Raw genomic sequence first — 12,997 nt, forward strand, 5'->3', positions numbered from 1 at the left:
GTGCTTAAGACACTCCATTTACAATCATAACGGAATCTGGTTGGGTTAAATAACCTTCTCCTTACCTCGGCTTACTCGTCTTTGGTCGCTTGGATAAGTAGAAATACACCCAGGCGGCACCAGCAATCAACAGAATTGAAATGAACTGCGAATGCGACAACCAGCCTTCGATCACAAATCCTCTACGAATATCTCCACGGAATATTTCAATGACTGCTCTTCCGGCTGCATATAACATGATGTAGAGGAAGAAAAGCTGGCCTTCAAAACGCTTGTGCCTCTTGAACATATATAACACCACAAAAATGGAGGAGATCAGGAATACAGAATATAATTGCGTAGGATGCAATGGTTCACCCAGTGGCTTCGCTTTGGAATGTTCGTGTGTAAATGTCACTGCATGAAAAGCCTCTGTAGGCAAGCCGTAACAACATCCGGCTAAAAAACAGCCCATCCGACCAAACGCATGAATGATGGTCGCAGTAATGGCCAATCGGTCCAACATCGCCCAAACTGGCCATTTTTCTTTCATGAAAAACCAAATGGACAAAGGCAGTGCAAACAGTAAGGAACCGTAAAACACAAATCCTGTACGGAAATTCTTCAACATGTTGGATGGCGGACTGAAGTAGTAGCCCGGATCTTCCAGATAGAACAAAACTTTTCCTCCTACAAATGCCCCCAGAATGATGAGAATGGCCAAAGTTTGGATCTTATCAGGGCTAATATTCAGGCTTTTCCTAGCATCGTTACTCATGTACGTATACCCCATGATCGCTCCGAGCATGATCATGAAACCGTAAGAATGGATGGTGATCCCACCAATGGTAATTAATTCCGGAAACATCAGACAAATGGGTTATTTTCTGCAGGTTGGCTACTATCAAACACACGAATGGCTACGGCTTTGGCCTCTGCTGTCACGACTCCCTGACTCAGGATCTGGCAGGTCAATACGACTTTGCGTCCTTTGGCTTCTACCACTTCGGCACGCAATTCAACAGGATGTAAATTAGAAGTCGGCTTCAAATATTTGAGTTCCAGACTCCCGGTGGCATATCTATAGACTGGCTCTGAATCAAGATCTCGGTTCTCCGCCTGATAAGCATACGCCATGGCCGTACCCATGCAATGGCAGTCTACCAGTGTCGCCATGATCCCACCATTGAGCAAATTGGCCCATCCATGGTACTTTTCTTCTGGCATCCACTGGCAAATGGAGACTTCTCCTTCCCAATAACTTTTGATCTGCAAGCCCTCGTGATTGGCGTTGCCACATCCGAAACATACATTTTCCGGCATGTGATCTTGAAAGTAATCAGGTGTTGCGCTCATTGACGAATGTTTGTTCTTCGCGCCAAGTTATTGATCTAAGGTGAAAAACGAATGCATTTGATCATTTAACAAAGCCAACTGTCAGCCAAATCCTCAATTCTATGAGGGTCTATCCTAAAAGCTTTGTTCAATAAGCTAAATTCGCGACCTTAATCGGCCCCTATGAAATGATGAGAACAGCTATTTCCGTATTTATGATTTGCTTCTGCCTATTCCGGATACAGGCACAATCCACGGACGGGTACATCGTATTGCAAAATCAGGATACGCTAAGAGGATCACTGCACATCTCTGATCCTTACAGTGGATATTCAGTGGCTTTGGATGGTAAGGCCTACAGGGCCAATGAAGTCATCGCTTTTTACGACGATACGAAAGACCTCATTTATGTAAGAAAACCACTTGCCTCAAAGGTAGATGGTAATCCTCCTATCATTGGCTTCTATCAGGAAGTCCTTATCGGCCCAATGCGACTTTATCGCCAACCCGAAAACAATCGCCAATTCTCCTTTACCTATTTTCTGGAGTCCGATGAACAACCCCTGACTGAACTTACCGCGCAATACAAAGGACAATTGTCTTATTTGTTGAGAGCATGTGACGCGATCCAGTCCAGCATTCAAAACATGGAAGAACTGAGCACGAATGAATTGACCTACCTGATCAATAAATACAATGAGTGCATGGGTTATCAACGTGTGAAAAAGTCCAATAGCCGAAGAAAATTACAGCTGGCATTAGCGCCAGTGATCGGTGCAAGCACTATTGATGCGTCCATTAACAATGCGTTCATTGAGGCGCCACTTGGTGCTCTCGGGGTAGTAGAAAGAGCGGTGTATTTCATGCCTGTCTTCGGCCTGGAATTTCAGATCAGACCTCCGTTAGAAAACGGGTTTAACTTCAACCTGAAATACCTTAGAAGATCCTTTAAAGACAATTACGAATTCCCCGGTTCCATCGATATGTTGCTCTTTGAAACTGATGTGGAGGAATCATGGACCCAGGACGTGATCTACGGCTCAATACAATACCGATTCAATCAATCGTACCGTTCCTTCTTTGTAGAACTGGGTGTGGGCATGGCATTTGGTAAGTACGATTCTGATTTTATTCGACAACAGGATTTGAATGGCTTGCTGTCTACCGCCGACGGTAGCATTTCGGACTCACAAACAACTTTAGCAATCTTACCCGGTATTGGCTATCAGTGGGACAACCTTAAAGTTGGTGCTTTTTTCGAGCTGGCTACCAACGGCGAGTCACTGATCATCAATGAAAGTAGTCATTTAGGCCTTCAGGTGTCGTACTTTTTATTAAAAACAAAATAGGAAAACGCTGATAAGCGATGTGGATAAATGCTCTATTTGTCCAAGTTCACTGGCAAAAAATCCTATTTCACAGCCCTTTATTGGTAATTTAACTGGTTGAGGCTTTCCTTCGAGGCATCAACTAGTTACGGAAATCATATCGACGGCCATTGAAGATAAATCCGTCAATTCCGATTAATTATACTGCTGCACTCCCTACTCGCAGGATTGCGTTGTATCTGTATTCATTATGAAAATAATGTGATAGATAACCTATGCCGTTTTCGTTTCAGTTGATGCTTAGACAGTAAAATCACTCTGATTATGAGAACCAAAATTTTCAGCACCTTACTTACGCTCATTGTTCTTTTTCCTGCTTACGCTCAATCTGTGAAAAAACTCATGGAAGAGGCAGACATGACGTTATATCGAGAACAATTTGAAGCTGCCATTGCCAAATACGATGAAGTTCTTGACAAAAAGCCAGACCATAGCCGGGCAAAATACCACCAACTGATCGCCAAACACTTGTCATCCCTTCGTGGCAAAGACTTGAAAGATCTTTTGGCATTTGAAGACACACAAGGACATACGGATAAGTTTTATAATTATTGGATGGGGCGTGTGCATCTGATGCGATACGAATTTGAGCTGGCGGAACGCCATTTCGATGCATTTCTTGAATTGGACACTTATAGAAGTAAAGAGATCATCAAGGAAACGCTGGATTTTAAGGACATCATTGCACGTGCCAAAGATTACTACGACAATCCTTCGGAATTCGAATTGGAGCAGCTGGATTATCCAATCAATTCAAAGCATGCTGATCTCTCGCCTGGTTATTTCAATGATCACAATGAATTGGTGTTTACCTCCTCCAGACCTACTTCCGATTGGAAAAAGTCCCCGAATGACTTCCTGGTATTCCATACCCTGAAAAAAAGCAGCAACGGCTGGTCCACCCCCGAAGTACTTCGCAATATTGGTGTCCTGCCGAACAATGCTCCTAAAGTGGAAGTAGTGAATGAAGATGGTAAATTGTTCATTTATAAGAACCAAAATGGAGGAGACCTGTTTTTCAGCAGTCCCAAGGAATTTGGATGGACAATCCCTGAGGAATTTGATTCTAAGATCACCACCACGCGCCTGGAATCCGATTTCTTCATCAATGACGAGGAAAACCAGATCCTTTTCGCGTCGAAAAGAGGTGGCAATGGCCTTGATATTTATGAGTCCGTGCTTAAGGTCGATGGCACCTGGTCTTCGCCAAAGCCCATCGCAGGAAAAGTAAATAGCCGTTTCGATGAAGATAGCCCTTTCATTTCTCATGATGGGCAAACGCTTTATTTCAGCTCGAATCGCCCTGAATCCATGGGTGGCTTTGATGTCTTTCAGTCGCAATACAATTCAGTAACAAAAACCTGGTCAGAGCCTGTCAACCTGGGTTTTCCGATCAATACCATCGATGATGAAATTAACTATCAGTTGCAGGAAGACAACCTTTCCGGATTTTTGAGCTCCAACCGACTACATAGTCTTGGCGATTATGACATTTACTATTTCCACAAAGAAGGTCAGGCCAGACTGGAAGGTACTATCGTTGATGAAAAGGGCCTGCCTATGGCCAATGCGATCATCAATTATCATCCTGAAAAATACCTGGATGAATCATTCAGCACCATGACAGATGAAAATGGCTATTACCAGCTTCAATTGTTCTCAAATGAAGCTTATCGAGTCGAAGTTTTTGATGACCTGACCTTGGTACATGAAGATAGATTCAGTACCACCATCACCGGACATAAGAAATTGCTTATCAATGATCTGAAATTGGTTGAAGCGGTTAAAACGGAACAGACGGATTTTGTAGCATTGTATGAAGGAGGATCCGAAGAGCAAAGTGAAAGCCTAAGCATGCTAGGGTCTAAATTCAGGGTAGGCCAAAAAGCAGTCCTCCGGAATATTTATTTCCAATCCGGCTCTGCAGCCATCAACCTTGAAGCAGCTCCGATCATCGATCAGGTGGTTAATGTATTGACCGACTATCCGGAGATCAAACTGGAAATCGGCGGACACACAGATAACCGGGAAACGCGCGGAAATCGTAACGAAACTTCCTTGATGCGTGCAGAAACTGTGAAAAACCAATTGGTCCTTCAAGGCATTGATCCTACCCGCGTGGTAACCCGGGGTTACGCAGATTCCGAGCCACTGGCCTCCAATGATGATGAAGAAGATGGACGGGAACTCAACAGAAGAATAGAAGTGCGTGTGATCGAATAGGTTCGATCCGTTTAGACAAATAATCGAAAACCCTGTCAAAAGCTCTGGCGGGGTTTTTTGTTCCAAAACTTAAACACGGATAACCGGGCGGCGAACCGTCGACAAAGCAGAGCTTTCGCATGCCCTGCTGGTTTTTATTATTCTCTATTGCAATAAAGCCACTACATCATCAGCGATTCCGGCTTCATAAGGATGGGCACTCGTGGTTATGAGTTGGAGTGTTGTGAATTCGCCACTATAAACTTGCATCGTCGCTGATTTATCTGCACCGGCCTCCAGTAGTGTTTTGGTGACTTCTGCCAGGTTCATCGGTACTTGTTGGCGCCACATCTCCACACCATTGCTTCCGGTATAATGAAGAAGTGTGGCTCCATGACCGTAATTACTTTTTTGGTTTACCAAATTCGGATGAGCGTTTAAAAGTACTTTCAAGCTTTGCACCTCACCTTCCAACAGCGCATTCAGCGCTGTTTCAAAATACTCATCATAAGGTTGATCAACGTCCATCACAGCTTGCCATGTCTTAAATCCATATTCACTGGCGATACACAACTGAATATCTGATAGCTGAAGCTGTGCTCCTAAAATTTGGTCCGCTCCTTTTCCGAGCCAATCCGGATGATAATTGTTGATTTCTCGAATCACAACAAGGTTGCTGTCGTTATATCCTTCAAATAATCGCTCTGCTAACAGGCTAAGGTGATTATTAACAGAGTGCGAAGCATAATCAATCAACAGGTCACCATAGAATTCCTGAAGATCAGCGACTCCTGAAAACTTATAAATTGCAGCCATATACGTTCATTATCGTCAACATCGATACGCTAATTACGCAATTGACGCCAATATTATGGTCATTGACACCAATGTCAATCGATGTTTGTGTGACATACGGTCTTTTGTATGATAAATCTTACATGCATGAAATTTAAACATATAATCGCCGGATTCCTGATTTTATCTGGTATTCAGGCCACAGCTCAGGTGACGCTCTCAGAAATTCTCAATGAAGCCCAAAAAGGATACAACACCGCGAGTAATACCCTGAGCTCCTATGAAAAAGAGTTCGCAAACTGGAGTAATAGCACCGGGCAGTCATTTACACAATTCGTACAGAGCACTGAAGGCACGATGCGAGGAGTCGCTGACCAAATGGTGCAGGACCTTGAAAATGCTGTCGCACAACTTCAATCTATTTCGGATTTGAAATGTGACAATTATATGTCTCCGGTACTCAGCCAAATCAACAATATCAATACGCCACTAGACAATTATAACGATGGCATCGTAAGTGCTGCTACTTGCAAAACCTGCATTACGAAGGCCGTACAGGGGTTCGTTTGTAAGCTTCCGGAAATCTTTGAGGGAAATGTGGCACTGATGCAACGAATCGAGGGTGCCCTCGCAAATTCTGGAAGTAGTGGACCCGCTGGTGCCATGGCCTCTCTGGTTTATGAAGATTTTGCGAATAGCTTGTTGTATGTCCTTGAAACCAAAGACAAGATGATTGCTCAATCCGGCATTACCTTAACCACCAAAGGACTAAAACAACTGTACAGCGGGAGTAATTGTGAGCAATACGGTGAGATCGCTGTAGAAACGATTATCAGTATAGCAAAAAATGAAAATCCGACGACACGGGCCCAAAAAATAACGAACAAGCTCTTATTGATCATCAAGACTTTGGATGCCACTGGTTCTCTTAATGAAGCTTTGGCTAAAAAAGAAGGCAAAAGTCAGCAAGTGCCCGCAGCTCCCGGCATGAGTGCTTCTACAGAAAAAATCGGTACCGGTTGGGGTGATTTTGAAAAGGTCTTTGCCAGCAATAACCAAACCGTTTACGGGATAAAAACAAACGGCGATTTGTACAGCTATCAGTATAAACCTGCTTCAAAATCATGGGCAGGTGGTCAGGTTGTAGGGTCCGGATGGAACGTCTACACCAAAGTATTTACTGGAGTAAATGGCACCGTTTATGGAATTGAGCCGAATGGTGATTTGTACTGGTACAAACACACCAATGTACTGGCCTCCACCTGGCAGGGAAGAAGTAAAATCGGATCTGGATGGCAGCATTTCAAACAGGTCGACGGAACGAGTAACGGAATGATTTATGCCTCCAATACAAGTGGCGAATTATTGATCTATCGTCATGACGATAACGGTAACGCTAGTTTTCATCAAGGGTCCGGAGACAAAATCGGTACCGGGTGGGGGGCTTCCAAATATTTGCTGCTCGGTGAGAATGGGATCATCTTCAACGCTTTGTCCAATGGCGACCTTTATTGGTACATGAATATTGGATTTGGTGACAATTTTCTTAATAATGGCTATGGTTTACTGGTAAGTACCGATTGGGACAATTTTACGCATGTATTCGGAGGAAAGGACAATGTGGTTTACGGCATCAAATCAAATGGTGATTTGCATCGATTGGCTTTTAATTGACCTGAACTAAAGTCAAAACCAAACCCGGCTACCCATTTAAAGATTTAAAATATCTGGTGGCCAAAGACGTCTGCTCTGAGAAATTCATGTCCAAGGTCTAAGACTGCTTGCTACACTTCTTTATCCATCATTGAACGATTACCTTTGAATTGGACTTACTATTTCAAATACCGCAGCTTTACTGAAGATGGACTTCTGAGTTAATTAGTTTCAGGTTTTCTGTTCCGATCCCTTTTGTGGGATAAGGTTGATCTTAGTAAAAGGGTAAATCGAGTCCAAACGTAAATATTCTTCCTAATGGACATTATCGCTAAAATCAGAGAGATCGAGGAGTTTCAGGATATTCCTCAACACCAGCTGGATTGGTTGGTCAAAAATGCTGAGGCGAAAACCCTGAAAGAGGGTGATTTCATCTTTCAGCCGGGAGATCCTTTTGATCACATGTTCGTCATTCTTACCGGGAAATATGTGATGAAAGTCCTCCAGAACAATCAATTTAAGGTAGTGGCCAATCTGGAAGGACCGCTAATCACGGGCTTATTGCCCTATTCTCGAGCCAAAGAAGTGAGGGGTTATGGCGAAACCACCCGACAAGGGGAAGTATTAGCCTTGCATAGAAAGCACTTCCGGGAAATGATAGTAGAGCATGAAGAGCTTACTACCGCACTTGTTCATACCATGAGTACCCGGATCCGGGAATTCACAAAGGTGCAGCAGCAAAATGAAAAGCTGATGTCACTTGGTAAGCTGTCCGCTGGTTTAGCCCATGAGCTGAATAATCCCGCTGCGGCTGTGGTACGCAGTGCACAATTCATGAAAGAACTTCAGGCAAGCACCCCTGAGAAGTTCAAAAAGGTCTTGCAAATCAAACTGAGTGATGATCAAGTCGATGGTGTCACCAATCTATTGTTTTCCAAAATCCATTCAGGTATCGTTTCTCTGTCCATGATGGACCGATCCGAGAAGGAAGACGAGCTGCTCGACTGGCTGGACGACCGGGAAGTCGAAAACTCCGAAGATATCGCCGATAATATGGTGGACTTTGGTTTTACGGAAGATGAATTAGATGAAGCCTATGAAGGCATCCCCGACGAGCACATTGGTCCTTCGGTCAATTGGATGAATCAGGTATTGACTACCGAAAAACTCGTGAGTGAAATAGAAGATGCCTCCTCCAGAATCGGGGAGTTGGTGAAAAGCATCAAGAGCTATACCCACATGGACCAGTCCCCCGAGATGAAACCCATCGATATTCACGAAGGGCTGGACAATACACTGGTCATGCTCAATCATAAATTAAAAAAATCAAATATTGAGTTGATCAAAGACTATGATGCAACACTAGCCAATGTGGATGCTTTGCCGAGTGCGCTGAACCAGGTTTGGACCAACTTAATTGATAACGCCATCGACGCGATGAAGTCCGCAGACAAGCGACAGCTCCGGATCGAGACCATGCGTGACGGTGAGTTTGTAAATATTAATGTTCAGGATTCGGGCAGTGGCATCCCGGAGGACATCCGCGACAAAATTTTTGACCCTTTCTTTACTACTAAAGAAGTGGGGGAAGGGACAGGCATCGGACTTGAGCTGGTACATCGGATCATTACCAATGACCACAACGGCTCCATTAAAGTTAAATCTAAACCAGGCGATACCGTATTTCAGGTTTGCTTTCCTGTTAAAGCTTCTTAATTGACAATGAAAAAACCAATCATATTCCTACTAGACGATGACCCTTCAGTACTAAAAGCAGTACAACGCGATGTACGTGGGGCTTATCGTAAAGAATATCGAATCCTTTCGACCCAATCGGCCAATGAGGCCCTGGAATCCCTGAAGGAACTCAAGCAAAAAGGCGAAACCGTCGCTTTATTCCTTTCTGATCAGCGGATGCCCGAAATGCTGGGTGTGGAATTTTTGGAGCAGGCAAAAGTCCTGTTTCCTGATGCCAAACGGGTGTTGCTTACTGCTTATTCCGATACCGAAGCTGCAATTAAGGCCATTAATGATGTGCAGCTGGACTACTACCTGATGAAGCCCTGGGATCCGCCTGAAGAAAAACTTTTCCCGGTACTCAATGACCTCCTCGACGAATGGCAAAGTGCATACGTGCCGGAATTTTCGGGCATCAAAGTGTTGGGCTACCAATGGTCGCCGAAATCACATGCGATCAAAGATTTCCTCGCCGGAAACCTAATCCCTTACCGATGGCTGGACATTGAATTGGAACAAAGCGTTGGTGAATTGATCGAAACGTATGGCCTGGACATGGCAGAGTTGCCGATCATCATTTTTGAAGATGGCTCTTTTCTGAACAATCCTACGCTTCAGCAAATTGGGGAAAAGATCGGATTAAGTTCCCATGCGAAACAAACCATGTACGACGTAGCCATCATTGGGGCAGGACCAGCAGGGTTGGCCGCTGCCGTATACGGAGGATCGGAAGGTTTGAATACGGTACTGATCGAAAAACGTGCGCCGGGTGGACAGGCAGGAACAAGTTCACGAATAGAAAACTACCTGGGATTCCCAAAAGGTCTGAGCGGCTCGGAATTGTCCAGAAGAGCAATCACGCAAGCGACACGTTTTGGTATCGAGTTCCTTTCACCACAGGAAGTACAGGATATTTCTTCAAAAGACAGTTACAAATGCATCAGCCTGGCAGATGGGTCTCAGATCAATGCCCGGACGGTCATCATCACTACCGGAGTGAATTATCGGACGCATCCCGCAAAAAGCATTGACAACTTTACGGGAGCAGGTGTGTATTATGGCGCTGCCACCACAGAAGCCGGATCAATCAAAGACAAAGAAGTCTACATCGTAGGTGGGGGGAATTCTGCCGGACAGGCTGCCATGTATCTTTCCAAGTTTGCTTCCAATGTGCATATTATCATTCGCAAGCCGGATTTGAGTTCGAGCATGTCTTCCTACCTGATCGATCAGATTGGGGAAACCCCGAACATTCACATCAAAGGCTATACGGAACTTACGGAAGTTTGCGGAACAGAAAGACTGGAGAAAATCAAATTGCGCAACAACCAGACCGCTGAGGAATGGGAAGCTGAAGCCGCCGGGCTTTTCATCTTTATCGGTGCGAAACCAGTAACCGACTGGCTGACCATGGATGTCCTTAAAGACGAAAAAGGTTTCCTGGAAACAGGACCTGCTTTACGGAAGTATGGCAACTTCAAAGACGTCTGGAAACATCAACGTGAGCCATTCCTGTTGGAAACCTGTGTTTCCGGGATCTTTGCGGCAGGTGATGTACGATCTGGTGCCATGAACAGGGTGGCCAGTGCGGTAGGAGAAGGATCGATGGCCATCAAGTTTGTGCACGAGTATTTAGCGAATCATTAACTGGCTAAACCTATAAGGTCTGGACGTCTGTGTAGAAAAGACTTAAGCTAGGTTAGTGCAATAGCACGCTACAGATAGTCTACATTAGCACATGCACTTCGCCAGGATAATTTCATAAATTACTTGTGCGGGCTATTTTCAATGCCATTAGGCCAAGGAATAGGACCGTCATTGCGATGGCACCGGCCACCGGCCTGCGAAGCAATCTCAAATACGGTTTCGAAACAGAAATATGAAATAGACTGCTTCAATTCTTCGTAGTGACGAATCTTCGCTTAATGGCATTGGGCCGTATTCAAGAATTACTACTTTACTTACGCAGATGAAAAAGATCATTTTAGGTTTACTCCTTGTAGGGTTCATATCGTTAACCTTCTTTCTTTATAACCTGGGTCAGCGACCGGATAGAAGCTATCCTTCATTCCCTATTGAACCGGAAAAAAACGCCTCGATCGTTCATGACAGTATCCCTTTGAGAGATGTGGTGGTTACCGGTAACAATTGGGATGGGGTTATCACCATTTTTGATCCAAATACCTATCAAATCATTAAGAAAATAAGTGCTTTACCCGACCGGGAAGAACGGTTTGAAGAAATTTATTCCGGTTTCAAAAGGAGGCTTGCCGCAGGTTTTATCAGGGATTTTATTGGCGAAGGCAATGATCAATTGGTGGACGACATGTTTACCTCCAATGACGGCAGGTACATCTACGCTTCAAGGCCAAGTTTCGCGGATGTTGTTGCGCTGGATGTCAATTCAGGAGAAATTGTTTGGCGAACCCAGGTAGATGGGTTGAGAGCAGACCACTCGGCCATCTCACCAGACGGAAAAATCTTTTTGGTCTCCGCTTCTACGGCACGAAAGGTCCATGCCATTGATGTTGCGACCGGTAAAATAGTAGGTGAGTTTGCCTCCGGGGATCAACCTCATGAAAATACCTACTCCGACGATGGTAAAAGAATTTACCATGCTAGTATTGGAAAAGTCTTTGTAGCCTCACCCAACCTGGACTTCATGAAAGGGGATCGTTGGTTCCAGATTGTGGATGCAGAATCCTATGAGGTCATACGTCGAGTAGATATGAAGGAAAAACTTGAGGAGGCCGGTTATGAATGGATCGACCGGGCCATTCGTCCGATGGCCATTACCAAAGATGAAAAATTTGCCTACTTACAAATTTCATTGTTCCATGGATTCTTCGAATACGATATAGAAAATGACAATATCACCCGAAAACTAGATCTGCCCATTCCGGAGGCTAACAAAGACTTAGCTCCCGGCGACCACCTCTTAAACTCAGGACATCATGGTATTGCCCTAAGCGGAGATGACAAAACGATTTGTGTCGCTGGTACCATGGACGGATACATCGCCCTGATAGATAGGGAAACTTTTGAATACCAGATCATTGAGCTTTCTGATGATCCGAAAGAAGCCAAGCCTTACTGGGCCACGTCAAGTGAAGATGGAACAAAAGCTTATGTATCCATCAGTGGGCTCGACAAAGTTTCAGTGGTTGATTATGCAACCAGAAAAGTAGTCGCTGAAGTACCCGTGGGGAATCACCCACAAAGGGTAAGAAATGGGCAGTTGCGATTGTTAGAATGAGTGGTCCTGATAAAATTCTACTTCTACTTATTGGGTTACTATCAGCTCACTTATCACTCTCTCAAAACCATGAGTCGATAAGAGCGAAACTTGAAACACTTGAGCTAGAAAGTCTTGCATTGAGAGGTAAGGTGATGCCCACCATAAGAGCATTTGGTGCTGAGTCATCTCAAATGGACTCACTGAATTCGCGTATACTGCGATTCGATTCCACCGCTCTTGTGTTCATCAAAGAGGTCATTGATACTCATGGATGGCTAGGTAAGAGCCAAATTGGAGCCGCTGCCAATCGCACATTGTTTCTGATAATCCAACATGCACCGGAGAACGACATAAGAAAAGCGTATTTCCCCCTTTTGGAAGCCTCCGTGAAACAAGGTGAGTCTGAGAAATCTGACATGGCAACCATGAATGATCGCATCCTGGTCCGGGATGGAAAACCTCAGATCTATGGTACGCAATCACACATGGTGGACGGAAAGCTTGAACCATTTCCTATTGAGGATGTAAAGAACGTCAACAAAAGACGAAGAAAAGTGGGATTAGGGAAAATGAAAAAGCTGTGAGATTATCAACTTGAAATTATTCATTTGTTCATCGGCCTTCATTTTGATCACCCTTCATAAGAAAACTTGGGGTCAATATAGTTGGT

Annotated in this window: 10 protein-coding genes; 7 read left to right on the forward strand and 3 right to left on the reverse strand. The window is 44.4% G+C overall.

Annotation, left to right across the window (positions count from 1 at the left end; translation table 11 throughout):
• Nucleotides 1-61: 61 nt before the first annotated feature.
• Both lgt and R8G66_31185 read right to left on the reverse strand, forming a co-directional pair.
• Entirely contained in the window at nucleotides 62-847 is a 786-nt protein-coding gene (gene lgt / locus R8G66_31180; protein MDW3196881.1) for a prolipoprotein diacylglyceryl transferase, read from the reverse strand.
• Nucleotides 847-1,335 carry a PaaI family thioesterase gene (locus R8G66_31185; GenBank protein MDW3196882.1) on the reverse strand — a complete coding sequence of 163 codons (489 nt, stop codon included), beginning with the start codon at nucleotides 1,333-1,335 and terminating at the stop codon, nucleotides 847-849. Before R8G66_31185 ends, lgt begins: the two co-directional genes overlap by 1 nt.
• Nucleotides 1,336-1,502: 167 nt before the next feature.
• Here R8G66_31185 and R8G66_31190 point away from each other — a divergent pair, with 167 nt between their 5' ends.
• Both R8G66_31190 and R8G66_31195 read left to right on the forward strand, forming a co-directional pair.
• Entirely contained in the window at nucleotides 1,503-2,663 is a 1,161-nt protein-coding gene (locus R8G66_31190; protein MDW3196883.1) for a hypothetical protein, read from the forward strand.
• A 303-nt stretch (nucleotides 2,664-2,966) separates the two neighbouring features.
• Nucleotides 2,967-4,925, forward strand: coding sequence for an OmpA family protein (locus R8G66_31195; GenBank protein ID MDW3196884.1), 1,959 nt, complete (start codon nucleotides 2,967-2,969; stop codon nucleotides 4,923-4,925).
• Between the two features lie 144 nt (nucleotides 4,926-5,069).
• On the opposite strand, the gene R8G66_31200 is transcribed toward R8G66_31195, so the two are convergent.
• Nucleotides 5,070-5,720, reverse strand: a complete 651-nt coding sequence (locus R8G66_31200) for a hypothetical protein (GenBank protein ID MDW3196885.1) — start codon at nucleotides 5,718-5,720, stop codon at nucleotides 5,070-5,072.
• Between the two features lie 126 nt (nucleotides 5,721-5,846).
• On the opposite strand from R8G66_31200, the gene R8G66_31205 reads away from it, so the two are divergent.
• The 5 genes from R8G66_31205 (at nucleotide 5,847) to R8G66_31225 (ending at nucleotide 12,911) form a co-directional block, all read left to right on the forward strand.
• Complete coding sequence (locus tag R8G66_31205; GenBank protein MDW3196886.1) at nucleotides 5,847-7,373, forward strand: tachylectin-related carbohydrate-binding protein; 1,527 nt, start codon at nucleotides 5,847-5,849, stop codon at nucleotides 7,371-7,373.
• A 297-nt stretch (nucleotides 7,374-7,670) separates the two neighbouring features.
• Entirely contained in the window at nucleotides 7,671-9,068 is a 1,398-nt protein-coding gene (locus R8G66_31210; protein MDW3196887.1) for an ATP-binding protein, read from the forward strand.
• Between the two features lie 6 nt (nucleotides 9,069-9,074).
• Nucleotides 9,075-10,736, forward strand: coding sequence for an FAD-dependent oxidoreductase (locus tag R8G66_31215; protein MDW3196888.1), 1,662 nt, complete (start codon nucleotides 9,075-9,077; stop codon nucleotides 10,734-10,736).
• A 322-nt stretch (nucleotides 10,737-11,058) separates the two neighbouring features.
• Nucleotides 11,059-12,345 (forward strand): PQQ-binding-like beta-propeller repeat protein, encoded by a 1,287-nt coding sequence (locus R8G66_31220; GenBank protein MDW3196889.1) that lies wholly within the window; start codon nucleotides 11,059-11,061, stop codon nucleotides 12,343-12,345.
• Nucleotides 12,346-12,479: 134 nt separating this feature from the next.
• The gene (locus R8G66_31225; GenBank protein ID MDW3196890.1) at nucleotides 12,480-12,911 is read left to right on the forward strand and encodes a DUF6624 domain-containing protein; all 432 of its coding nucleotides are present in this window, start codon (nucleotides 12,480-12,482) and stop codon (nucleotides 12,909-12,911) included.
• The last annotated feature ends 86 nt before the right edge of the window (nucleotides 12,912-12,997 follow it).

Source organism: Cytophagales bacterium (genome assembly GCA_033344775.1).
In the GTDB taxonomy this organism is placed as follows: domain Bacteria; phylum Bacteroidota; class Bacteroidia; order Cytophagales; family Cyclobacteriaceae; genus JAWPMT01.